Raw genomic sequence first — 22485 nt, 5'->3', positions numbered from 1 at the left:
TGCCTAAACATTGAATCTAAAATGCATTACATCGCCATCTAAAACGATATAGTCTTTTCCTTCAAGGCGTAGCTTTCCTGCTTCTTTGGCGCCATTTTCGCCTTTGTATTGGATATAATCTTCATAGGAAATAACTTCAGCTTTTATGAAACCTTTTTCAAAGTCATTGTGAATTACACTTGCTGCTTTTGGTGCTTTCCAACCTTTTTTGATTGTCCAAGAACGCACTTCAACTACACCAGCGGTAAAATAACTGATCAGTCCAAGCTTAGCAAAAGCAGTGCGTATGATTTGATCAAGACCGCTTTCGTTAACTCCTAGAGAACTTAAAAATTCATGACTTTCTTCATCACTTAATCCTACTAATTCTTCTTCGATTTTTGCACAAAGCTTGATAACTTCATGATCATTTTTTTTAGCATATTCTTTTAAAGCTTTTACATAATCATTATCTTCACTAATACCATTTTCATCAACATTTGCACCATAAATCACTTCTTTAGCAGAAAGCAGTCTTAATTCTTTGATTAAGGCTTGATAAATTTCACTTTCTTTTTCAGGGTAAGAACTTGCAGCTAAGCCTTTGTTTAAATGATCAAGTAAGGAATTTGCAAGTTCGAGACTTTCTTTAGCACCCTTTTGATTGGCTTTGGCTTCTTTGGTGAGTTTTTCTATTTTTTTACTCAGTTGTTCAATATCTGCTAAAATAAGCTCTGTATTGATAATTTCTACATCACGTAAAGGATCAACTCCACCTTCAACATGGGTGATATTTTCTTCATCAAAACAACGCACTATGTGTAAAATAACCTCAGTTTCGCGTATATTTGAAAGAAATTTATTTCCCAAGCCTTCGCCTTTACTTGCACCTTTAACAAGTCCAGCGATATCTACAAATTCTATTAAAGAATGCATAATTTTTTCAGGTTTTACGATTTTGGCAAGTTCATTAAGTCTTAAATCAGGAACTTCAACCATGGCTTTATTAGGCTCTATGGTGCAGAAAGGATAGTTTGCGCTTTGGGCATTTTGTGCTTTAGTTAAAGCATTAAAAGTCGTTGATTTGCCAACATTTGGAAGTCCTACTATACCTACACTTAAACTCATTTAGCTTTCCTTAAAATTTGAATTAAATAATTAACACACATTCTAACTCCAGCTCCACTTGCGCCAAAACTAGAATATCCCCAAGATTTTTCTGTATAAGCAGGTCCTGCTATATCAAGATGTAGCCATTTGTCTTTATATTCTTTACGAATAAATTTATCTAAAAATAACCCTGCGGTAATTGCACCTCCGTAGCGACTAGAGGCAGTGTTGCTAACATCGGCAATATTTGATTTTATAAGTTCTTTTAAGTGAGGGTTGAAGTGTAAGATTGTAGTATATTCTCCACTTTTTTTAGAGCTTAGATAAAAATCATTTTGCAATTCTTCATTATTTCCCATAATAGCGCTTGTAAATTCACCAAGTCCTACAACACAAGCTCCAGTAAGAGTTGCCATATCGATAAGTAAATCAGGTTTTAAATCCTGTGCAAAAGAAAGACAATCAGCTAAAACCAAGCGTCCTTCTGCATCTGTATTTCTTACCTCTATGCTTACACCTTCACGACTGATTAACACATCATCGGGCTTATAAGCATTGCCGCCTATCATATTTTCAGTTGCACCTAAAATACAATGCACTTCTAAATCTAAAGCAAGTTCAGCTACGGCTTTTATGATTCCCATTGCTGCTGCTGCACCGCTTTTATCAGCTTTCATTGTAAGCATAAAATCAGCTGGTTTTAAGCTTAATCCACCGCTATCGTAAGTTAAGCCTTTTCCAACAAATACAACACGTTTTTTTGCATTTTTGGCTTTATAGCTTAGATGAATGAGGCGTGGTGGGTGTACCGAGGCACGATTTACTGCTAAAAAGGCATTCATTTTTTCTTTGGCTAAAAATTTTTCATCATAAATTTTACAAGTGATGTTTTTATTTTCTTTAGCTAAATTTTGTGCATCTTCTGCCATTTTCAAAGGGGTGTAAATTTCAGGAATTTCATTGACTATATTTTTAGTAAAATTTGTGGCATTAGCTAAAATTTCTCCACGCTCTAAACCTATCTTAGCTTCATCTTTATTAAATTTCTTACCATTTAATTCTTCGCTTGAAATAATAAATCTTTCTAAAGTACTTGTTTTTTTCTCACTTTTATATTTGTCAAATTTATAAGCTCCAAAAAGTACGCCTTCAACTAAAGATGCAAAACTTCTAACTACACAATCTCCTATTATGCTAGGAAGTTTTACGCTTTTAATATTAAGTTTCTCAAGAGTTTTATATGCTGTGTAAAGACTTAATCTTATATCCTCATAAGCAAGACTTTTAAGCTCTAAATAAAGCTTTTTATTGTTTAAGTCCAATAAAACACCTTCGCCTTTGTAATTATTAAGTTTAAAAAAATCTTTTTCTTTGTTAAAATTTTTTAAATTTTTATCCTGTATAAAAACAAGTTCAAAGTCTGCTTTTATAGCATCTAGTTTTTTATCGTTTAATTCAAATTTCATGGTTTTTTCCTTTTATCTTTAAGTATAGCTTTTTCCATTTGTTTAAAACCAAATAATAAAAAGGATAAAAAAGCTATAATAATAATGGCTGCATAATACCAATGTTCTTCAGCCCAAGTCACCATCTTCCAAATTTGTTCTCCAAAATACCAAGCTAGAAGTATAGTGATTGATGCCCAAACCCAAGCGCTAAAAAGATTGATGATGGCAAATTTTTTTGCGCTATAACGTGTGACTCCTATACTCATAGGTATAATGGTTCTAAAGCCATACATATAGCGTTGTATAAAAATAATAGGCCAACCAAAACGTTGTAAAAGTAAGTGTGCTACTGCAAATTTACGCCTTTGAGTTTTTAATTTTTTTTGTATGTAGCGTTTATTATATCTTCCTATATAGAAATAAATTTGATCACCTACAAAACCACCAAGTCCTGCTATAAATATAATAAAACCTAGATTTACATGTCCTTGATGGGCAAAAATACCTGCTAAAATTAAAGCCAACTCCCCTTCTAAAATACACCATAAAAAAATAATAATATAAGCTAGATCTTTGTATTGGTAAAGTAAATTTTTTAAAAATTCTTCCATTTGTACCTTTCTATAGTTTTAAATTTCTAAAACACTATAAACTGAAGTAAGTTTTTCAAGCTTATTTGCTCCATTTAAATCTTTAAGATTCATTAAAAAACAAGCTTCAACGCATTTTGCTCCAGCTTTTTGAATGAGTTTATACGAAGCTATAGCTGTTCCGCCAGTTGCTATTAAATCATCTACAAGTAAAACTCTTGCATTTTGAATATTTTTAAATGCATCTTTATGAAGTTCTACTTTATCACTGCCATATTCAAGATCGTATTCGCAGCTAAAGGTTTCAAAAGGGAGTTTCCCAGGTTTTCTAATAGGCACAAAAGGAAGATTAAGTTTTGCACAAATCATAGATGCAAAGATAAATCCTCTGCTTTCTGTTCCTGCTATGAAGTCTAGATTGTAATCTTTGTAGCGTTCTTTTAAATGTTTAAGTAGAAAATTTAAAGCCTCTTTGTTATTTAGTAGAGTGGTAATATCTCTAAAAATAATTCCTTTTTTTGGAAAATCAGGAATAATCCTAATGCTATCAAGCAGGTATTTTTGTTCTTCTTGTGTTAGTTTTATCATAATAATGCCTCGATTTTTGCTTCTAATTCTTTAATTCTTTGTCTTAGTTTGTCATTTTCCAAGCGATATTGAGAATTTCTAGTTCTTAAAGATGTAAGGTCTGCTTTGATTTTATTAAGTTCTTCTGTGAGTATATCTATATTTCCAAGACTTCTTTGAAGTTGAATTTGTAATTTTCTAATGACAATCTCAGTATCATCAAGATTGTTTTTGATAAAATCTTTTGATGTTTTTTCTTTATTAAGTAGAGTTTTATAGTAAAACAACATTACAATAAGATAGATAGTTGCACAAATCAATATAGTTAAAACAAGCCAGTTTGTAAACATTATATTTTTACCTCAATTTTTTGAATTCTTTGCATATGTCTCCCTTCTTCAAAAGGAGTTTGAATGAATTTTTCTATAATATCTATAGCTAATTCAACCCCGATTAATCTTCCGCCTAATGCCAAAACATTGGCATCATTATGCCTTCTTGCAAGTTCTGCACTTAAGGTTTCATGACATAATGCACAACGAATGTTTTTATGACGATTTGCTGCAATAGAAATTCCAATTCCACTTCCACAAATAAGAATGCCAAAGCTTCGTTCGTCTATTTTTTCGGCAAGTAAATGTGCATAATCAGGATAATCGCAGCTTGCGCAAGTGTTTGTTCCTAAATCGTTAAAAATTATATTTTTTTCTTTTAAAAATACGCAAATTTTTTCTTTTAATTCAAAACCAGCATGATCACTAGCAATATAAATTTTTTCCCTAAGCATTGGTTTCCTACATTACTATATAAAATAAGATAAAAACCTAATCTTATCATATTAAATCATAAAAACAGCTTTTCTTTTTTTAAAAATAAGCTTTATTTTTCTTTATATATATTAGAATTACGTGACAAGAAAAATAAAATTTCAATAAATTAAGGGGAGAAGAAAATGAAGCTCATACTCATAGGATCTTCAACAGGTGGTCCTAATCAGCTTAAATTTCTTTTAAAGGATATTGATATAAAAAATACTTGTGTAGTTATAGCTCAACACATGAGTGCCAGTTTTATTCCATCTTTTGTGGGGCAATTTAATAAAGAAGCTTTTAGTGAAGTGTGCTTATTGAATGATAAAGAGATATTAAGCAATAAAATTTATATTTGCCCTAAAAATACTATTTTATCTGGAAATTTAAATATTGTAGCCGCTTGGCAAGATGTGGCTTCAAGCTTTAAACCGAGTGTGGATTTACTTTTTCATTCCGCTGTTTCTTTGGTAAAAACAAATAAAATACTTGCTATTATTTTAACGGGCATGGGAGATGATGGCGCAAAAGGTTTATTTGAGCTTTATAAAACAGGAGTTAGATGTTTATGCGAGAATGAAGCAGATAGCGTCGTTTATGGTATGCCAAAAAGAGCAAAAGATATGAATCCGCATTTAAAACCTATGAGCTTAAAAGAAATTAAAAAAGAAATTGTAAATTTTATTGATCAGGATTAATAAAAGGAAAATTGCATGGAAAAAAAAATAACTCCTAGCGAATTAGAACTTAATGAATTTATAAAAATTATCAACGAAATGAGCGGTATTGATTTAACCGATAAAAAAAATATACTAGCTTTAAAGTTGAATAAATTTCTTGAAGGAACTAATACTAAAAATTTTTCCGAATTTTTGGGAAAATTAAAAAGCAATAGACAACTTAAACAAGAAACTTTAGATTTTGTAACCATAGGTGAAACTTATTTTTTAAGAGAATTGGCTCAATTGAAAGAAATAATTTATTATGCTAAAAGCTTAGAAAAGAGAGTAAATATCCTAAGCGCCCCTTGTTCAAGTGGAGAAGAGGTATATTCTTTGGCATTATTGGCTGCACAGAATTTTATTAAAGATATGTATATTTTAGGCATTGATATTAATTCAAGCGTGATTGAAAAAGCAAAACTTGGAAAATATCAAGGAAGAACTTTACAGCGATTGAGCGAGAGTGAAAAAAGAAGGTTTTTTTTAGAAAGCGAAGATAAATTTTATACTATTAATAAAAATGAGCTTTGTACTTGTAAATTTGAACTTTGCAATGTTTTTGAAGAAAAATTTTCAAGATTGGGAAAATTTGATATTATAGCTTCTAGAAATATGATTATTTATTTTGATCATGAATCAAAACTAAAACTTATGGAGAGATTTCATAGAATTTTAAATGATAAAGGAAGGCTTTATGTTGGCAATGCTGATTTAATTCCAGAGACTATTTATTTTAAAAAGATTTTCTCTCCAAGAGGTGTTTACTATGAAAAAGTATAAATTCTAAAAATTACTAAAAGTTACATTTTAGAAATTTATTAGTAAAAATAAGTTACATTTTGAAGTAGTTTTCTTTATTTAATGATAAAATAATTTTAATTAATTTTATATTTAGTTAAAAATAAAGGAAAAAACTTGATTGAATTAAAAAATGTAAACAAATACTACGGAACTCATCATGTTCTAAAGAATATTAATCTTTCTGTTAAAGAAGGTGAGAAGCTTGTTATTATAGGTCCAAGTGGAAGTGGAAAAAGTACAACTATCCGTTGCATGAATGGGCTTGAAGAAGTTAGTTCAGGCGAGGTCGTAGTTAACAATCTTGTTTTAAATCATAAAAATAAAATTGAAATTTGTCGAAAATATTGTGCAATGGTTTTTCAGCATTTTAATTTATATCCACATATGACGGTTTTGCAAAATTTGACCTTAGCTCCAATGAAACTTCAAAAAAAATCTAAAAAAGAAGCTGAAGAAACAGCTTTTAAGTATTTAAAAGTCGTAGGTTTGGTGGATAAAGCAAATGTTTATCCAGCAACCCTTTCAGGCGGACAACAACAACGCGTTGCTATAGCAAGATCACTTTGTACTAAAAAACCCTATATTTTATTTGATGAACCTACTTCAGCCCTTGATCCAGAAACCATACAAGAGGTTTTAGATGTAATGAAAGAAATTTCACATCAAAGCAATACTACCATGGTGGTTGTTACACACGAAATGGGTTTTGCAAAAGAAGTAGCAGATAGGATTATTTTTATGGAAGATGGTGCTATTGTGGAAGAAAATATTCCTAGTGAATTTTTCTCAAATCCAAAAACTGAAAGAGCGCGACTCTTTTTAGGGAAAATTCTTAAAAATTAACCAAAATTGAAAGGAGAAAAAATGGTTTTTAGAAAATCTTTGTTAAAGTTGGCAGTTTTTGCTCTAGGTGCTTGTGTTGCATTTAGCAATGCTAATGCAGCAGAAGGTAAACTTGAGTCTATTAAATCTAAAGGACAATTAATAGTTGGTGTTAAAAATGATGTTCCGCATTATGCTTTACTTGATCAAGCAACAGGTGAAATTAAAGGTTTCGAAGTAGATGTTGCTAAATTGCTAGCTAAAAGTATATTGGGTGATGATAAAAAAATAAAACTAGTTGCAGTTAATGCTAAAACAAGAGGCCCTTTGCTTGATAATGGTAGTGTAGATGCAGTGATAGCAACTTTTACTATTACTCCAGAGAGAAAAAGAATTTATAATTTCTCAGAGCCTTATTATCAAGATGCTATAGGGCTTTTAGTCTTAAAAGAAAAAAAATATAAATCTTTAGCTGATATGAAAGGTGCAAATATTGGAGTGGCTCAAGCTGCAACTACAAAAAAAGCTATAGGTGAAGCTGCTAAAAAAATTGGTATTGATGTTAAATTTAGTGAATTTCCTGATTATCCAAGTATAAAAGCTGCTTTAGATGCTAAAAGAGTTGATGCGTTTTCTGTAGACAAATCAATATTGTTAGGCTATGTGGATGATAAAAGTGAAATTTTGGCAGATAGTTTTGAACCACAAAGTTATGGTATTGTAACCAAAAAAGATGATCCAGCTTTTGCAAAATATGTTGATGATTTTGTAAAAGAACATAAAAATGAAATTGATGCTTTAGCGAAAAAATGGGGTTTATAATATGAATGAAAGTGTAGGTTTTGTTGAACATTTAAGACAAATTCTTACTTCTTGGGGTTTATATGATGAAAATAGTATAAGCCCTTTTGCGGTATGGAAATTTTTAGATGCTTTGGATAATAAAGATGCTTTTATTAATGGTTTTATTTATACTTTAGAAGTAAGTATTCTTGCTTTGCTTATAGCTACAATTTTTGGAACTATAGGCGGAGTTATGGCTACAAGTAGATTTAAAATTATCAGAGCCTACACTAGAATTTACGTAGAGCTTTTTCAAAATGTTCCTTTGGTAATACAAATTTTCTTTTTGTTTTATGCCTTGCCTGTTTTAGGTATAAGACTTGATATATTTACTATTGGTGTATTGGGTGTTGGAGCTTATCACGGAGCTTATGTAAGCGAGGTGGTTAGAAGTGGAATTTTGGCTGTGCCAAGAGGTCAGTTTGAAGCTTCTGCTTCTCAAGGATTTACTTATATTCAACAAATGCGTTATATTATAGTACCTCAAACCATTAGAATTATTTTACCACCGATGACAAATCAAATGGTAAATTTAATCAAAAATACCTCTGTATTGCTTATTGTAGGTGGAGCTGAGTTAATGCATTCTGCTGATAGCTATGCAGCTGATTATGGAAATTATGCGCCAGCTTATATATTTGCAGCGGTTTTATATTTTATAATTTGTTATCCTTTGGCTTATTTTGCAAAGGCTTATGAAAATAAATTAAAAAAAGCACATTTAACGAGATAAAGGGTTGTTAATGGAAAATGTTTTTAATGCACAAAATATTGAATTTTTAATGCAAGGTTTATTTCTGACATTAAAAATAGCCTTAGCAACTTGTATTATTTCGATTGTTTTTGGAACTTTTTTAGCTATAACTAAAAATTATGGGGATAGATTAAGTAAATTTTTAGCAGCTTGCTATATAGATATTTTTAGAAATACTCCTTTATTATTATGGATGCTTGCAGCTTGTTTTGTTCTACCTGTATTTTTTGGACAATTTCCTCAAGCTTTTTGGGGTACTATAGGATTTTCACTTTATACGAGTTCGGTTATGGCTGAAATTATTAGAGGTGGATTAAATTCTATACCAAAAGGTCAGTTTGAAGCAGCTTATTCTCAAGGTTTTGGTAAATTTTTTACTCTTTTTTATATTATTTTACCACAAACTTTTAGAAAAATAATACCTGCTTTATTATCTCAAATTGTAACCACTGTAAAGGATACAGCTTATTTAGCGGGTTTAGGTATAGCTGAACTTACTTATAATTCAAAAACTATATTGGCAAAACTAACAAGTTTTGAAGAAATTTTAGCGATGATAGGTGTTGTTGCGGGAATTTATTTTATAATATGTTTTTCGCTTTCTATGTTGGTAAGATATTATGCCAAAAAGACAGCTTACATTTCTTAAAAAAGCTTATATTTTTATATAAGCTTTTTAAATTTACAGCAGTTTTTAACATTTTTTTTATTAAAATCTTTTGTATTAATTCATAATTTTATTGATTAAGGTTTTTTATGCGAGGTTATAAAATTTTTTCAGGCTCAGCTAATGTCGAATTTGCAAGACAAGTTTCTAAATATCTCTCCCTGCCTTTAAGTGATGCTGGAGTAAAGCGGTTTAGTGATGGAGAGATTAGCGTTCAAATTGATGAGAGTGTACGCGGAAAGGATGTTTTTATTATTCAAAGTACTTGCGCTCCTACAAACGATAATTTAATGGAACTTTTAATTCTTACAGATGCTTTGCGTCGCTCAAGTGCAAATTCAATTACGGCTATTATCCCATATTTTGGCTATGCGAGACAAGATAGAAAAGCAAATCCTAGAGTGCCAATTACTGCTAAACTTGTGGCTAATTTGATTCAAGCAGCTGGGATTGATCGCGTAGCTACGATAGATTTGCATGCAGGACAAATTCAGGGTTTTTTTGATATTCCAGTAGATAATCTTTATGGAAGTATAGTTTTTAATGATTACATTAAAGCCAAACATTTTAAAAATGCTATTATAGGAAGTCCAGATATAGGGGGTGTTGCAAGAGCTAGGAGTGTTGCAAAGCATTTAGGGCTTGATATAGTTATAGTTGATAAGCGTCGTGAAAAAGCCAATGAAAGTGAAGTAATGAATATTATTGGAGATGTAAAAGATAAAGAAGTTATCTTAGTGGATGATATTATTGATACTGCTGGCACTATAGTTAAAGCCGCGGAAGCTTTAAAAGAAAAAGGTGCAAAATCTGTTATGGCTTGCTGTACTCATGCAGTTTTAAGTGGAAAAGCCTATGAGAGAATAGCAAGTGGAACTTTAGATGAGCTTGTGGTAACAGATACTATACCTTTAAAAGAGCAATTACCAAATATTAAAGTATTAAGCGTTACGCCTGTTTTTGCTGAAGTAATACGTCGTGTTTATCATAACGAAAGTGTAAATTCTCTTTTTATTTAGATTAAAAAAGCTTAAAGATTATTTTTAAGCTTTTCATTTTTATGCTACTTAAAGAAACAAAAAACATATATTTTTTTAAAAATGTGAAAAAACTAAACATCTTTCTATACAATTTAATCTATAAATCTGCTATTCTTTGAAAATATTTTATTTTCTTAGGAGAAATATGACTCAGTTAAGTACTAAAATTTTATGGTTGTTTGTTGCAACTTTAGGCGCTATTTGTTTTGGTTATTTAGCTTTACAAAATGGCGAAAGTGTATCAGCGATTTATTTGGTGGTTGCTGCTGTATGTATTTATATGATAGGATATAGATTTTATGGGTGTTTTGTAGCTTATAAGGTTTTAGAACTTGATAAAAATCGTGCAACACCAGCACTTGTAGAAAATGATGGGCGTGATTTTGTGCCTACAAATAAAGCTGTATTATTTGGACATCATTTTGCTGCTATTGCAGGAGCAGGTCCATTAGTAGGACCTATCTTGGCCGCTCAAATGGGATATTTGCCTTCTATGCTTTGGATTTTAGTAGGAGGAGTTTTAGCGGGTGCTGTGCATGATTTTGTTGTTCTTTTTATATCTACTCGTAGAAAAGGTAGAAGTCTTGGCGAGATGATTAAGGATGAGATGGGTAAATTTACAGGTGGAGTTGCTATGGTGGCGATTTTTGGCATTATGCTTATTATTATTGCCATTTTAGCTATGGTGGTTGTAAAAGCTTTAGCAGAATCTCCATGGGGTTTATTTACTATCGCAATGACTATTCCTATAGCAATATTTATGGGAATTTATATGCGTTTTATCCGTCCAGGTAGAGTAGGGGAGGTTTCTATAATAGGTTTTGTGCTTTTAATTTTGGCTATTCATTATGGTAGCGTTATAGCTGCTGATCCTTATTGGGCTAAAATATTTACTTTAGAAGCTCCAACTTTGGCAATTGTTATGATGGCTTATGGTTTTATTGCTTCTGTTTTACCTGTGTGGTTTTTACTTGCTCCAAGAGATTATCTTTCAACTTTTTTGAAAATCGGTGTTATTGTGGTAATGGCTGTAGCTATTGTTTTGGTTGCTCCTGATTTACAAATGCCAAAAGCAAATACTCAGTATTTTGATGGAACAGGTCCAGTATTTGCAGGTGGAGTGTTTCCATTTTTATTTATTACCATTGCTTGTGGTGCGATCAGTGGTTTTCATGCTTTGATTTCTAGTGGAACTACTCCTAAAATGCTTGAAAACGAAACTCATGCTTTGGCTGTTGGATATGGCTCTATGCTTGCTGAAAGCGCTGTGGCGATTATGGCTTTAATTTGTGCTTGTATTTTACATCCAGGTCTTTATTTTGCTATAAACTCAAGCTCTGCTTTGATAGGAACAGATGTTGTAAATGTAGCACAAACCATTTCAAGTTGGGGATTTAGTATTGCTCCTGAAGAAATTACTACTTTAACCGCAAATATAGGAGAGCATACTATACTTTCAAGAACAGGTGGAGCTCCAACTTTTGCTATAGGTGTAGCTTTGATCTTGCATGAACTTTTTGGCGGCGTGGATTTGATGGCTTTTTGGTATCATTTTGCTATATTGTTTGAAGCTTTATTTATTTTAACAGCGGTGGATGCTGGGACAAGGGCTTGTCGTTTTATGGTGCAAGATATATTGGGTAATGTTTATAAACCTTTAGGAGATATTCATAATTATCCAGCTGGACTTTTGGCTACGGCTTTAAGTGTTGCAGGTTGGGGATATTTTCTTTATCAAGGCGCCATTGATCCTAAGGGAGGGATTTATACACTTTGGCCTCTTTTTGGCGTGAGTAATCAAATGCTTGCGGGTATGGCTTTGCTTCTTGCTACAACTATACTTGTAAAAATGGGCAAGGCAAGATATACTTGGGTTACTTTAGTACCTGCGGTATTTGTCTTAGTGGCAACTCTGTATGGAGGAATTCAAAAAATTATGCCTTATGAAGAAGGCAATAAAGTAGCAAATGCGGTAAGTCATGTAGCCGCCGTTAGCATACAAAGTCAAAAAATTAAAGATTTAGAATTTAAATTAAATAATACTAAAGATGAAAAAGAAATTTCTACAATTAAAAAAGAAATTTCAATAGCCACTCAAAGTAAAGTTGGAAATTTACTTAATGCAATTCTTTGTGTGTTCTTTATGATAGCTACCTTGCTTGTTATAATTTCTTGTATAGGAATTTGCTTAGGTAAAATTAAAATTCCTCTTAAAGAAACTAAGTATATTAAGATTGATGAATTTCAAAAAATTTAAGTATTATTATGAAAAAGCCGAAAGGTTTTTTCATCCCTTGGTGGGACTTTCTAGTTATGATAAGTATTTAGAACACATGAAACAAAAACATCCAGGAAAAATTCCAAAAACCAGAGGGGAATTTTTCAAAGAATGTCTAGATAAAAAATATAATAGTGGCGGTTTAAATAAATGCTGATAAGCTTAAAGGATAAAGTTTTATCATACAAAATAAGCTTTAAGCATTTAAAAAGCCATGAATTCTTTTAAGTTCTTCACTAATAGGCTTTTTCTTTCCATCTCTTGTAACACTTACATAAGTTACTAAAGCCGAAGTTACATTAATACAAGAAGTACAACCTTGAGAATCCACTCTTTGAGCTGTGACTTCTACTTCAACGCTGATTGAAGTGTTGCCCACATTTACAACTTTAGAGTAACAAGAAATTATATCGCCTATAAAAACAGGTTCTTTAAAAACTACTTTATCCATAGAGATGGTTACAACGCGTTCAGGAGAAAGTTCTCTTGCTGCGATAGCTCCTGCTAAATCGATTTGTGAAAGTATCCATCCGCCAAAAATATTTCCTGCTGGATTTGTGTCACTTGGCATAGCTACAATTTTTAATTTTGGTTCTCCCATATCTCTCATTTTTACTCCTTATTTTAAAAAATAAATTATAATTAAAAAAGTTAAAAAGGAGAATAAAAGTATGAATAATTTTAAAGAAATAGCTAAATTGGTTAGAAAATACAAAGAAAGAAATAATGCGTTATATGAGTTTTTAGACAAAGAAGATGTGGGCGAGTATTTTAGATCTTTGATTTCTTTAAGTGGGTTAAAACAAGATACAACAACTATGCTAGCCATACTTAGGCGTTTGGTTGATTTAAAGGAAGAAAATTTAGTTCAAGAGTGGAAAAAAAACAACTTTAAGGAAGATAAGATTATAGAGTTAAAACATAAGTTCTATGAAGAGGTTAGAAAGTTTTACGAAAAAGAACATCAAAATTTAATTAATGAAATAAAAGAGAAAAAACTTTTAAATAATTTTTATCTGTCTTTAATACAAGGAGTGCATAATATAGGTTTAATTATGAATATTTTTGAAATTTCTTGGACTAAAGAAATTATAGAAAAAAATAATAAAATTTTATCTACTCAATTTCCAAATTTAGATGATGCAATGGAATTTTTACGTAAAAATCATTTATATCAAAAAACTCCAGAAGGAGAAATTTGTGAGCGAAGCTATGGTGTTTTAGTTAGAATAGGAAATTTATGGAAATTTGTTCCTTATGCGAGATTTTTCGAGAATGAAATTTTAAAATTAGAATTTGCTTTTGAAGATATGATTGATCAGCTTAAAATATTTGCTAGCAACGAAGAGGAAAAAGCTTATATAGAATATTTTGAAAAATTAAAATTGGCGTTTTGTGAAAAAGATGAAGATAGAGTTATAAAAGCTTGGCAAGAAGCTGAATTTGCTTGGATGAAAGTAAAATCACCTTTACAAGTGGGACATCCTTTAGAATATTATGAAGATAATTATACTCATGCGGTGGCATTAGAATGGGATATAAGAATAGAAGATGAAAATGATTTTGATGTTTTGAAATTTGGTAGTGAAATTAAGGAAAGTTTTGAACATGTTTATAAAAATATAGGACTTGAAGATTGTGAATTAGAAAAAGAAGTTTTATCTAATATAGAAAAAACTCAACTTTATATTTGCACTCCGATGATATTTTATGGTGCTGAACTTAAAGGTTTATTCTCAGCTCAAGTCGTTCCAAATGATGAGTTTGTAAGTTCTAAGGCGGGCAAAAAAATATTTGCCTTTATAAATTTTGTATATGAAAATGCTAAAACAAAGCCTTTTATGAAAATTTCTAGCGAGATTTTTGATAAAGAATTTTTGGATTTTGGAAGAAATATTTTATTTTATCGGGAAAAAATTTGGAAAAGGGTTTATGAAGTATCAACTATAGGCCATGAATTTGGTCATATATTTTTTATTGCTAATGATACCGAAAAAACAATGAATCAGAGTGGTTTTTTTAAAAATATAGAAGAATATAAAGCTACTACAGGTGGACTTATAAATTTCTTTTATCACGAACAAGATGACTTGATAATGCCTGTTTTTCATGAACTTATAAAAAGAGCTATTGGACTTATTTCTTGGCAAAGGGTTGATGAAGTTAGACCTTATTATACGGAAGGACTTATTCATCTTAGTTTGCTTTTTGAAAGTGAAGTATTGATTTTTGAAAATAATAATTTGAAGATAAATTTTGATTTAGGGCATTATGAAAAATTTAAAGAACTAACTTTAAAAAATTATCATGAATTAGCAAAACACTATGCTTTAAGACTTGATGCAAAAGAGTTTTTAAGTAGATTTTGTGAAATTGAAGATAATATTTTTCTTCCTATTATGCCTAAGTGTAAAGAATTTGTTAAATTTTATTATGATTTATACGAGAAAATTGGCAATGAAATTGATAATAGCGGAGAATTTGAAAGATATAAGAAAAAATAATAAAGTTTTTTGAAAAAAACTTAAAAAAAGCTGTTTTTTACTTGATATTGTTTTTTAAATATGCTAAAATTAGGCGTTTCAATTAAAACAAAGGAGCTTTTATGACCAAAGCAGATTTCATTTCATTAGTTGCTCAAACAGCTGGGCTAACAAAAAAAGACGCTACTACTGCTACTGATGCAGTTATTTCTACTATTACTGATGTTTTAGCTAAAGGTGATAGCATCAGTTTTATTGGTTTTGGTACTTTTTCAACTCAAGAAAGAGCTGCTAGAGAAGCTAGAGTACCAAGCACAGGAAAAACAATCAAAGTTCCTGCTACAAGAGTTGCAAAATTTAAGGTAGGTAAAAACCTTAAAGAAGCTGTTGCAAAAGCAAGCGGCAAAAAGAAAAAATAAAACTTTGGCTAGATAAATTCTAGCCTTCTTTCTTAATTAATTCAGATATTTTGTATCTTTTATTTACTTTATTTTTTTAAACTTTTATAAAACTATCATTATTAAACAAAAAAAGGATATTAAAATTATGAAAGTGCATGAAAAAGTAAGTGAGCTTATAGGAAATACTCCTATTATACATTTGAAAAAAATTGGTATCAATGTTTTTGCTAAATGTGAATTTTTAAATCCTAGTCATTCTATAAAAGATAGAGCAGCTTTTGAAATGATTAAAGATGCTTTAGATAGTAAAAAAATTAATCAAGATACTACAATAGTTGAAGCAACTAGTGGAAATACTGGAATTTCTTTGGCTATGATTTGTGCAGATTTGGGACTTAAATTTGTTGCTGTAATGCCTGAATCTATGAGTTTAGAAAGAAGAAAAATGATAACACTCTTTGGTGCTAGGTTAGAATTAACTCCTGTAAATTTAGGAATGAAAGGAGCGGTTGATAAAGCAAATGAAATATTATTAAATACTCCAAATTCTTTTATGGTTTCTCAATTTGAAAATATTTCAAATAAAAATGCGCATCGTAAGAATACGGCTTTAGAAATTTTAAGAGATTTGGATAATGAACTTGATATTTTTGTAGCTGGTTTTGGAACTGGCGGTACTATTAGTGGAGTTGGGGAAATACTAAAAGAAAAATTAGAAAAAGTGGATATTGTTGGAGTCGAGCCTCTAAATTCTCCATTGTTTAGCAAAGGTGAAGCGGGAAGCCATAAAATACAAGGAATAGGGGCGAATTTTATACCTGCTATTTTAAATAAAGAAATTATAGATGAAGTGATCACGGTAAGTAATGAAGATGCTATAAATACAGCCAAAGAACTTGCCAAAAGTGGTTTAATGGTAGGTATATCAAGTGGAGCAAATGTATTTGCCGCAAGTATGCTAGCAAAGAAATTTCCAGATAAAAGAATTTTAACTATGCTAAACGATACGGCTGAAAGATACCTCTCAACTGATCTTTTTACTTAAGTATAATTATTGAGAATTTAGAAAAATTCTAAGTTCTCTTAAAATTTCTTGTGGATTTAAATCGCTAATTTCTTTATAAAAATGACCTTTTTCATCAATAAGATAAAGCATATTGCTATGTGCTATAGAATAACCCATAAAAGAATCATTTAGATCTATTTTTTGATATTGAACATTATATTGTTTTGTTATTTTTTGAAGAGTTTTTTCATCTTTTGCAATTAAGGCATCTGCTTTTGGGTAAAAGTATCGTAACCATTCGTTTGTATTGCTTAAGTTGTTATCTCTATTTGGATCTAAAGAAATAAAAAGAAGATGAGCCTTAGGATTATTGATTTGCTTTAAGGCTTTGCCTACCAAACTAAGAGTTGCCGGACAAACATCAGGGCAATAAGTGTATCCAAAATAGATAATAAGCTTATCTCCTTTAAAATCTTTTAGAGTGGTTTCCTCTTTTAAATCTGATTTTAAGATAAAATCATAAGAATTTTGATGATTTTTAATAAAAAATATTACACCTAAAATAATGGCAACTATAACTATAAATAAAATAATATTTTTTTTCATTTTTTTAGCTCAAAATCAAAATAAAACCCTATGGGTTTATTATTATCCATAAATTCTACCCTAAAACGCATAGTATCTAAAACGCAAGCAGCAAGAACTATTTTGCTTTCATAGTCTGTTGAATTTAATCGATATATTTTAGGTTTAATTTCACCCATATACATATTTAATCCATAAATTTTAATTCCTAAGTTGTTATAATTTCCTAGATTTACAATCTTTAGATTTGTAACATCTAAAGATTGTAAGGGTTTGGGATTTAGGGAAATTAAGACTTCTTTATTATTAAAACTATATGTGCAGTCTTTAACATTAAGATCGCAAGTCAATGGGGTAGAAAAATCAGCTTTTGTTATTTTTTTAGAATCTTTTATTATATAAAAATCAAAAATAATATATAAAATAGCAATAACAAAAGCAAAAGCTAGGATAAAAATAATTTTTCTCATTAATTAAAATTCTTTAGAATCAATATTTTTCAACTCTATGATTTTGTGATTATTAAATTTTAAATCTAAATTTACCTTCGTGTCTTTAATAATAGGTTTTTTTAGTTTTAAAAGCATTATATGGTAACCTCCTGATTTAAGCTCTGTGCTTGAATGAGCTTTTATAATAATTTCAGGAATTTTTTGCATCATCATTTTTCCATCTTTATGTATATGTGTATGCAGTTCACTGACTTCACTGATATCGCTTTTGGCACTTATTAGAGCAATATCCTTATTAGTATTATTAAAAATGGTAAGAAAAATAGCACTATTTTGCGCATGAGGTGGAGTTTGTTTTACAAAGGCATTTTTTATCTCTATATCATTAACAGCCCAAAGATTTACAGCAAAAAGAGTACCTAAGAGAAGAATTTTTTTCATATTGTATCCTTATTTTATAATATTAAATATTTGTTCATTATATCAAAAAATATTTTTATTTGAATATAAAATTTTGAAAATTTTTTAATGTATGTTGCCTGTTTGAAAATTTTTTGCATAGTAACATCAAAATCAAAGAAAAAACCAGTTGGAGCATTATTGTTTAAAAATTCAACCCTAAATCTAGAATCATCGGTAATGCTTCTACCTATAAAATTTATAAGAATATCACCATTAACTATATTAAATTTTTTAGGAATGATATCGCCTATATAAGAATTTAAACTATAAATTTTAATCTTTAAATTAGAATAATGAGGAAAATTTTTATAGGTTTTGGGTAGGCTGAAACTTTAATATTTTTTATTAAAAGAAAAAACACAATCCTGTAAATTTAAGTCACAAGTTAGAGGCTAGCATGTATTTAAACTAAATACACTTTCTTTCTATCATACTAATACATAAAAAGCTAAAAACAAAATGCCTAAAAAAGACACTCCTATAAAAAATTTCTTATCATTATAGACAACCTTTTAAAACAAGCCTTTATGATTTATAAAAATTATATCATAAATAAGGCCGCATTGTTAATATAATTAATATTTTTTAAGAAAAAAAATATTATAATCACAAACATTTTCGATTTAAAAAATTTTAAAATACCTAAAGGAAAAACATTGTTAAAACGACTTGCTTTATTAATTACGCTTTCTTCATTGATGTTACATGCTTCTGATCTTGTTAAAATTTATCTTAATCAAGGATTAGATGCTGTTGGTGTAGCGATTGAAAAAGAATTAACTCAAAAGGATTTTTGGTTAAGTGAAATAGGAGATAAAAATATTTCACTTGGATACTATGATGATAATGTTGCTATCGTGCTTACAAACAAAACAGATAAAATTCTTCGTGTTTATTTTTATGAGGATGGAAAAATTAAAAAACTTTTTGAACAAAAAGAAATAATAACAGGTTTAATGGGTGATAAAAAAATAGAAGGAGATTTGAAAACGCCAGTAGGTTTTTATGAGTTGGGTCGTAAGTTTAATCCAGGTGATCCTTATTATGGTCCATTTGCTTTTGCTACAACCTATCCAAATTTGCTTGATAAAGTACAAGGAAAAACAGGTGGTGGTATTTGGATCCATGGTTATCCTTTAGATGGATCTAGAATTGATGAGTTTAAAACAAGAGGATGTATAGCTTTGTTTAATAATAATTTAGAAAATTTTGCACAAGTTGTACAAGGTAAAAAAGTTTTTGCAATGACAGAAGAAAAAGAAAAAATTAGAGCTAAAAAGGATCAAATAGCTAGTTTATTGGCTGATCTTTTTACATGGAAATTAGCTTGGACAAATAGTGACACTAATACCTATTTAAGTTTTTATGATGAGCAAGAATTTAAACGTTTTGATAAAATGAAATTTGAACAGTTTGCTTCCATGAAAAAATCTATTTTTTCTCGTAAAGAAGATAAAAAGATTAAATTTTCAGATATTAATATAAGCCCTTATCCGAATTTAAAAAATGAAACTATGTATAGAATTTCATTTTATGAGGATTACTACACTAAAAACTATCAGTTTAGAGGCGATAAAATTTTATACGTTAAGATAGATAGTAAAGGTAAAATGAAAATTTTAGCAGAGCAATAAATGTCTTTAATAAAAATTGATCAAAAAGCTTATGAATATAATTTAAGACATATTGCTAAAAAAATAGGGAATTTTCAAAGATTAATTTGCGTTTTTAAAGATAATGCATATGGACATGGAGCTAAACTTTTAGCTCCATTAGCCAAAAATTTAGGAGTTTCTTTTGTTGCTGTTAAGAGTGAAGAAGAAGCTCAAGAAATCGAAGAATTTTTTGAGAATATATTAATACTATCACATCGTCCTCATGGTAATGAAAATTCTCGATTTATTTATGCTTTAAATGATATTTCTCAAGTAAAAAAATACAAGCAAGATATAAAAATACATCTAAAAATAGATACAGGCATGCATCGCAATGGAATTTGTGTAGAAAATTTAGAACATGCTATAGATCTTATTCAAAGTAGTGATTTAAAACTTACTGGAATGTTTACACATTTTGCTAGTGCAGATGAAATGGATGGAAGTTTTTTTGTTCAAAAAGAAAATTTTCAAAAAGCTAAAAAGATAGTAAAAAAATATTTTTCAAATTTATTATTTCATTCGCATAATTCTGCAGCATTATTTAGAGGGAAAATTCCCGAAGATGAATATTGTAGAGTTGGGCTTGTTCAATTTGGATATGGGGATTCAAATTTAAAAAGAGTTTTAAGCTTGTATGCTCATAGATTAAGTCAAAGGATTTTACAAAAAGGACAGAGTATAGGATATGGAGGCATTTTTACTGCTGCAAAGGATATGGAAGTAGCGACTTATGATTTGGGTTATGCTGATGGTCTTTTCCGATACAATGGAAAAGGGGAGTTAGTGCTTGGAAATGGAAAAGCAATGCTTGGAAAGATGTCAATGGATAGTTTTTCTTGTGAAAATTCTGGCGAGGAAATTTGCGTGTTTAAAGATGCTGATATTTGGGCTGATTTTTTTCATACTATTAACTATGAAATTTTAGTAAAATTAAATCCTAACATTCAAAGAGTTCTAGTATAAATATGTTTAATATAGTTTTAGTTCACCCTAGAATACCGCAAAATACAGGTAGTATAGGTAGAATGTGTTTTAATGCTGGTTTTAAACTTCATATCGTTAAACCAACTGTTTTTGATATTTCTCAAAAGGCTGTTAGAAGAGCAGGGCTTGATTACTGGGATAAATTAGAGCCCATTATTTGGGAGAATCTTGAAGAATTTTTGAATGAAAATATGATTTATAAAAATCGCTTTTTTTTCGCAACAACCAAGAGTCAAAAAGCTTATTTTGATGCAGAATTTCAGAAAAATGATTTCTTATTCTTTGGAAGTGAGAGTTATGGCTTACCTATGGAATTAATGCAATTAAATTGGGAAAATGCTATAACTATACCTATGAAATCTTATGGAAGAAGTTTAAATTTAGCTACAAGCGTTGGTATAATCTCTTATGAAGCTTTAAGACAAAATTTTAGCAATTTTGTTTCTTAAAAGTTTCAAATTTACACAATAACTTAAAACAAATAAAATCATAAAGTCCTTTTTATAAAAATTATGTTAAAGTAAAATTTAGATTATTTTTTGAGGAGTTTGGATGAATTTAGATATTATGCTAGATTTTGCCAATAAAGCGTCTGATATTATAGCTAATAAGATTGTCCCAAATACAGACATTATTATGGTAGTTTTACTTATTGTTTGTGGGTTTTATTATAGTTTTTTAACTCGCTTTGTTCAGTTTCGTATGTTGAGTTCTGTATTTAAAATTCTTACAGAAAAAAACGAAGGACACACTAAAGAACATATTTCACCTTTTCAGGCATTGATGATCTCAACTGCTTCTAGAGTTGGTATAGGAAATATCGCTGGAATTTCTTTGGCATTGGCTACAGGTGGAGCTGGTGCTTTATTTTGGATGTGGGTTATGGCATTTTTTGGTGGTGCCTCAGCATTTGCTGAAAGTACCTTAGCTCAAGTTTACAAATCAAAAGATGATACAGGTGGATTTAAAGGCGGGCCAGCTTATTATATAAAAAAAGCCTTAGGCTCACATTTTTTTGGAGCTTTTTTTGCTTTTATTCTTATTATTACTTATGCTTATGGATTTAACGGACTTCAAAGTCAAACAATGACTTCGTCTTTTAAAGTTTATTATGATATGTTTAATCCAAATGCTGCTGTAGATTTTGCATCAAGCTCTTGGCCAATGATTATTGGTATTGTTTTAACTATTTTTGGCGCATGGATGTTTTTTTCTCACCATACTAAAATAGGTAAAATTAGTTCTTTAATTGTTCCTTTTATGGCTTTAGCTTATGTTTTACTTGCTGTGATTGCTGTTTTAATGAATTTTGATAAAATTCCTTCTGTGGTTCATATGATTTTACAAAGTGCTTTTGATTTTAAAGCGATTTTTGGTGGTTTTGCTGGTTCTGCTTTAGTTATAGGGATTAAAAGAGGGCTTTTTTCAAATGAAGCAGGTATGGGCTCGGCACCTAATGCAGCTGCAGCAGCTTTGACAAGTCATCCAGCTAAACAAGGTGTTATACAAGCCTTTTCAGTTTTAATTGATGTTGTTGTTTGTACAAGTTCTGGATTTTTAGTTCTTTTTTCTATGGCATATTTAGGACTTGGAGAAAGTAAAATTGATGGTGGAATGCCTTTAGTTCAAGAAGCTATGCGTGAGTATTATGGTAGCTTTGGAATCCATTTTATTACTATAGCTATTGTTCTTTTTGCAATAACTTCTTTAATAGGAAATTATTATTATGCTCAAGCTAATGTTAAATATTTAACAAATTCCAAATTTGTAATGAATTTGTTTAGAATTACAGCTGTAGCTATGATTTTTATAGGCTCGCAAATGAATTTAAAACTTGCTTGGAATTTGGCTGATTTGACTATGGCTTTCATGGCAACGACAAATATTATATCTTTATTGCTTTTAGGTGGTATAGTAAATAAAGTTTTAAAAGATTTTAATACGCAACAAAAATCTGGTATAGATCCTAAATTTAACGCTAGCAAGCTTGGAATTAAAAACGCTGAATGTTGGGATTAAAATTC

Annotated in this window: 26 protein-coding genes and 1 pseudogene; 16 read left to right on the top strand and 11 right to left on the bottom strand. The window is 29.9% G+C overall.

Features of this window, described 5'->3' with window-relative positions:
* Positions 1–3: 3 nt before the first annotated feature.
* Genes ychF through rpiB form a run of 6 tightly spaced genes read right to left on the bottom strand, consistent with a single transcriptional unit; the run spans position 4 to position 4481 of the window.
* Positions 4–1107, bottom strand: coding sequence for a redox-regulated ATPase YchF (gene ychF, locus ELQ05_RS05210; RefSeq protein ID WP_022552294.1), 1104 nt, complete (start codon positions 1105–1107; stop codon positions 4–6).
* On the bottom strand, positions 1104–2555 hold the full coding sequence (locus tag ELQ05_RS05205) for a leucyl aminopeptidase (protein ID WP_070317144.1): 1452 nt from the start codon (positions 2553–2555) through the stop codon (positions 1104–1106). Before ELQ05_RS05205 ends, ychF begins: the two co-directional genes overlap by 4 nt.
* Positions 2552–3148, bottom strand: coding sequence for a DedA family protein (locus tag ELQ05_RS05200; RefSeq protein WP_134239978.1), 597 nt, complete (start codon positions 3146–3148; stop codon positions 2552–2554). Before ELQ05_RS05200 ends, ELQ05_RS05205 begins: the two co-directional genes overlap by 4 nt.
* Positions 3149–3166: 18 nt before the next feature.
* Positions 3167–3715 (bottom strand): adenine phosphoribosyltransferase, encoded by a 549-nt coding sequence (gene apt, locus ELQ05_RS05195; protein ID WP_070317146.1) that lies wholly within the window; start codon positions 3713–3715, stop codon positions 3167–3169.
* Entirely contained in the window at positions 3712–4044 is a 333-nt protein-coding gene (locus tag ELQ05_RS05190; protein WP_002853247.1) for a membrane protein, read from the bottom strand. The genes apt and ELQ05_RS05190 overlap by 4 nt, the downstream gene beginning before the upstream one ends.
* A complete protein-coding gene (gene rpiB / locus ELQ05_RS05185; RefSeq protein WP_070317147.1) occupies positions 4044–4481 on the bottom strand; it encodes a ribose 5-phosphate isomerase B in 438 nt (145 codons plus the stop codon). Before rpiB ends, ELQ05_RS05190 begins: the two co-directional genes overlap by 1 nt.
* Positions 4482–4646: 165 nt before the next feature.
* On the opposite strand from rpiB, the gene ELQ05_RS05180 reads away from it, so the two are divergent.
* The 9 genes from ELQ05_RS05180 (at position 4647) to kcuS (ending at position 12587) form a co-directional block, all read left to right on the top strand.
* The gene (locus ELQ05_RS05180; protein ID WP_002865900.1) at positions 4647–5201 is read left to right on the top strand and encodes a CheB methylesterase domain-containing protein; all 555 of its coding nucleotides are present in this window, start codon (positions 4647–4649) and stop codon (positions 5199–5201) included.
* A gap of 15 nt (positions 5202–5216) precedes the next feature.
* The gene (locus ELQ05_RS05175; protein WP_002865901.1) at positions 5217–6005 is read left to right on the top strand and encodes a CheR family methyltransferase; all 789 of its coding nucleotides are present in this window, start codon (positions 5217–5219) and stop codon (positions 6003–6005) included.
* 135 nt (positions 6006–6140) lie between these two features.
* A complete protein-coding gene (locus ELQ05_RS05170; protein WP_002865902.1) occupies positions 6141–6869 on the top strand; it encodes an amino acid ABC transporter ATP-binding protein in 729 nt (242 codons plus the stop codon).
* 21 nt (positions 6870–6890) lie between these two features.
* Positions 6891–7670: a bifunctional adhesin/ABC transporter aspartate/glutamate-binding protein PEB1a gene (gene peb1A / locus ELQ05_RS05165; protein ID WP_070317148.1), complete on the top strand. Its 780-nt coding sequence runs from the start codon at positions 6891–6893 to the stop codon at positions 7668–7670.
* Position 7671: 1 nt separating this feature from the next.
* Positions 7672–8424, top strand: a complete 753-nt coding sequence (locus ELQ05_RS05160; protein ID WP_002853332.1) for an amino acid ABC transporter permease — start codon at positions 7672–7674, stop codon at positions 8422–8424.
* Positions 8425–8434: 10 nt separating this feature from the next.
* Positions 8435–9094, top strand: coding sequence for an amino acid ABC transporter permease (locus ELQ05_RS05155; protein ID WP_002853290.1), 660 nt, complete (start codon positions 8435–8437; stop codon positions 9092–9094).
* Between the two features lie 107 nt (positions 9095–9201).
* Positions 9202–10131 carry a ribose-phosphate pyrophosphokinase gene (locus ELQ05_RS05150; RefSeq protein ID WP_070317149.1) on the top strand — a complete coding sequence of 310 codons (930 nt, stop codon included), beginning with the start codon at positions 9202–9204 and terminating at the stop codon, positions 10129–10131.
* A gap of 166 nt (positions 10132–10297) precedes the next feature.
* On the top strand, positions 10298–12409 hold the full coding sequence (locus tag ELQ05_RS05145; RefSeq protein ID WP_096703155.1) for a carbon starvation CstA family protein: 2112 nt from the start codon (positions 10298–10300) through the stop codon (positions 12407–12409).
* Entirely contained in the window at positions 12390–12587 is a 198-nt protein-coding gene (gene kcuS, locus ELQ05_RS05140; RefSeq protein ID WP_002867452.1) for a KCU-star family selenoprotein, read from the top strand. Before ELQ05_RS05145 ends, kcuS begins: the two co-directional genes overlap by 20 nt.
* A 39-nt stretch (positions 12588–12626) precedes the next feature.
* Here the strand turns inward: kcuS and ELQ05_RS05135 are convergent, their stop codons facing one another.
* Positions 12627–13040, bottom strand: a complete 414-nt coding sequence (locus ELQ05_RS05135; RefSeq protein WP_002853544.1) for an acyl-CoA thioesterase — start codon at positions 13038–13040, stop codon at positions 12627–12629.
* A gap of 61 nt (positions 13041–13101) precedes the next feature.
* On the opposite strand from ELQ05_RS05135, the gene ciaB reads away from it, so the two are divergent.
* The 3 genes from ciaB to cysM all read left to right on the top strand — a co-directional run bounded on the left by ciaB (position 13102) and on the right by cysM (position 16359).
* Positions 13102–14934 (top strand): invasion protein CiaB, encoded by a 1833-nt coding sequence (gene ciaB / locus ELQ05_RS05130; protein ID WP_088303666.1) that lies wholly within the window; start codon positions 13102–13104, stop codon positions 14932–14934.
* Between the two features lie 101 nt (positions 14935–15035).
* Positions 15036–15332: an HU family DNA-binding protein gene (locus tag ELQ05_RS05125; RefSeq protein ID WP_002859562.1), complete on the top strand. Its 297-nt coding sequence runs from the start codon at positions 15036–15038 to the stop codon at positions 15330–15332.
* A 127-nt stretch (positions 15333–15459) separates the two neighbouring features.
* Positions 15460–16359: a cysteine synthase B gene (cysM, locus tag ELQ05_RS05120; RefSeq protein WP_070317152.1), complete on the top strand. Its 900-nt coding sequence runs from the start codon at positions 15460–15462 to the stop codon at positions 16357–16359.
* A gap of 6 nt (positions 16360–16365) precedes the next feature.
* Here the strand turns inward: cysM and ELQ05_RS05115 are convergent, their stop codons facing one another.
* From ELQ05_RS05115 to ELQ05_RS05100, 4 genes and pseudogenes are all read right to left on the bottom strand, one after another.
* Positions 16366–16926: an SCO family protein gene (locus tag ELQ05_RS05115; protein WP_002859560.1), complete on the bottom strand. Its 561-nt coding sequence runs from the start codon at positions 16924–16926 to the stop codon at positions 16366–16368.
* Positions 16923–17375 (bottom strand): hypothetical protein, encoded by a 453-nt coding sequence (locus ELQ05_RS05110; protein WP_070317153.1) that lies wholly within the window; start codon positions 17373–17375, stop codon positions 16923–16925. The genes ELQ05_RS05115 and ELQ05_RS05110 overlap by 4 nt, the downstream gene beginning before the upstream one ends.
* Positions 17376–17378: 3 nt before the next feature.
* Complete coding sequence (locus ELQ05_RS05105) at positions 17379–17798, bottom strand: copper chaperone PCu(A)C (RefSeq protein WP_070317154.1); 420 nt, start codon at positions 17796–17798, stop codon at positions 17379–17381.
* Between the two features lie 84 nt (positions 17799–17882).
* A pseudogene (locus ELQ05_RS05100) lies at positions 17883–18301 on the bottom strand (hypothetical protein).
* A gap of 174 nt (positions 18302–18475) precedes the next feature.
* Here ELQ05_RS05100 and ELQ05_RS05095 point away from each other — a divergent pair.
* The 4 genes from ELQ05_RS05095 (at position 18476) to ELQ05_RS05080 (ending at position 22480) form a co-directional block, all read left to right on the top strand.
* Positions 18476–19453: a murein L,D-transpeptidase family protein gene (locus tag ELQ05_RS05095; protein WP_070317155.1), complete on the top strand. Its 978-nt coding sequence runs from the start codon at positions 18476–18478 to the stop codon at positions 19451–19453.
* Positions 19454–20440, top strand: a complete 987-nt coding sequence (locus tag ELQ05_RS05090; RefSeq protein ID WP_070317156.1) for an alanine racemase — start codon at positions 19454–19456, stop codon at positions 20438–20440.
* 2 nt (positions 20441–20442) lie between these two features.
* A complete protein-coding gene (locus ELQ05_RS05085) occupies positions 20443–20910 on the top strand; it encodes a tRNA (cytidine(34)-2'-O)-methyltransferase (RefSeq protein WP_002921721.1) in 468 nt (155 codons plus the stop codon).
* 103 nt (positions 20911–21013) lie between these two features.
* Positions 21014–22480 (top strand): sodium:alanine symporter family protein, encoded by a 1467-nt coding sequence (locus ELQ05_RS05080; RefSeq protein ID WP_057100900.1) that lies wholly within the window; start codon positions 21014–21016, stop codon positions 22478–22480.
* The last annotated feature ends 5 nt before the right edge of the window (positions 22481–22485 follow it).

The organism is Campylobacter sp. US53 (genome assembly GCF_004378995.1).
GTDB lineage: Bacteria > Campylobacterota > Campylobacteria > Campylobacterales > Campylobacteraceae > Campylobacter_D > Campylobacter_D jejuni.
This window is presented reverse-complemented; position numbering and strand designations above follow the sequence as displayed.

What these genes read in the sequence shown, in the direction of transcription:
- ELQ05_RS05135 (WP_002853544.1), bottom strand. Translation starts at nt 13,040, where the DNA reads ATGAGAGATATGGGAGAACCAAAATTAAAAATTGTAGCTATGCCAAGT.
- ELQ05_RS05180 (WP_002865900.1), top strand. Translation starts at nt 4,647, where the DNA reads ATGAAGCTCATACTCATAGGATCTTCAACAGGTGGTCCTAATCAGCTT.
- ELQ05_RS05080 (WP_057100900.1), top strand. Translation starts at nt 21,014, where the DNA reads ATGAATTTAGATATTATGCTAGATTTTGCCAATAAAGCGTCTGATATT.
- ELQ05_RS05175 (WP_002865901.1), top strand. Translation starts at nt 5,217, where the DNA reads ATGGAAAAAAAAATAACTCCTAGCGAATTAGAACTTAATGAATTTATA.
- ychF (WP_022552294.1), bottom strand. Translation starts at nt 1,107, where the DNA reads ATGAGTTTAAGTGTAGGTATAGTAGGACTTCCAAATGTTGGCAAATCA.
- ELQ05_RS05110 (WP_070317153.1), bottom strand. Translation starts at nt 17,375, where the DNA reads ATGAGAAAAATTATTTTTATCCTAGCTTTTGCTTTTGTTATTGCTATT.
- ELQ05_RS05150 (WP_070317149.1), top strand. Translation starts at nt 9,202, where the DNA reads ATGCGAGGTTATAAAATTTTTTCAGGCTCAGCTAATGTCGAATTTGCA.
- peb1A (WP_070317148.1), top strand. Translation starts at nt 6,891, where the DNA reads ATGGTTTTTAGAAAATCTTTGTTAAAGTTGGCAGTTTTTGCTCTAGGT.
- ELQ05_RS05145 (WP_096703155.1), top strand. Translation starts at nt 10,298, where the DNA reads ATGACTCAGTTAAGTACTAAAATTTTATGGTTGTTTGTTGCAACTTTA.
- apt (WP_070317146.1), bottom strand. Translation starts at nt 3,715, where the DNA reads ATGATAAAACTAACACAAGAAGAACAAAAATACCTGCTTGATAGCATT.
- ELQ05_RS05205 (WP_070317144.1), bottom strand. Translation starts at nt 2,555, where the DNA reads ATGAAATTTGAATTAAACGATAAAAAACTAGATGCTATAAAAGCAGAC.
- ELQ05_RS05115 (WP_002859560.1), bottom strand. Translation starts at nt 16,926, where the DNA reads ATGAAAAAAAATATTATTTTATTTATAGTTATAGTTGCCATTATTTTA.
- ELQ05_RS05190 (WP_002853247.1), bottom strand. Translation starts at nt 4,044, where the DNA reads ATGTTTACAAACTGGCTTGTTTTAACTATATTGATTTGTGCAACTATC.
- ELQ05_RS05105 (WP_070317154.1), bottom strand. Translation starts at nt 17,798, where the DNA reads ATGAAAAAAATTCTTCTCTTAGGTACTCTTTTTGCTGTAAATCTTTGG.
- ELQ05_RS05155 (WP_002853290.1), top strand. Translation starts at nt 8,435, where the DNA reads ATGGAAAATGTTTTTAATGCACAAAATATTGAATTTTTAATGCAAGGT.
- ELQ05_RS05125 (WP_002859562.1), top strand. Translation starts at nt 15,036, where the DNA reads ATGACCAAAGCAGATTTCATTTCATTAGTTGCTCAAACAGCTGGGCTA.
- ciaB (WP_088303666.1), top strand. Translation starts at nt 13,102, where the DNA reads ATGAATAATTTTAAAGAAATAGCTAAATTGGTTAGAAAATACAAAGAA.
- kcuS (WP_002867452.1), top strand. Translation starts at nt 12,390, where the DNA reads ATGAATTTCAAAAAATTTAAGTATTATTATGAAAAAGCCGAAAGGTTT.
- rpiB (WP_070317147.1), bottom strand. Translation starts at nt 4,481, where the DNA reads ATGCTTAGGGAAAAAATTTATATTGCTAGTGATCATGCTGGTTTTGAA.
- ELQ05_RS05085 (WP_002921721.1), top strand. Translation starts at nt 20,443, where the DNA reads ATGTTTAATATAGTTTTAGTTCACCCTAGAATACCGCAAAATACAGGT.
- cysM (WP_070317152.1), top strand. Translation starts at nt 15,460, where the DNA reads ATGAAAGTGCATGAAAAAGTAAGTGAGCTTATAGGAAATACTCCTATT.
- ELQ05_RS05160 (WP_002853332.1), top strand. Translation starts at nt 7,672, where the DNA reads ATGAATGAAAGTGTAGGTTTTGTTGAACATTTAAGACAAATTCTTACT.
- ELQ05_RS05090 (WP_070317156.1), top strand. Translation starts at nt 19,454, where the DNA reads ATGTCTTTAATAAAAATTGATCAAAAAGCTTATGAATATAATTTAAGA.
- ELQ05_RS05200 (WP_134239978.1), bottom strand. Translation starts at nt 3,148, where the DNA reads ATGGAAGAATTTTTAAAAAATTTACTTTACCAATACAAAGATCTAGCT.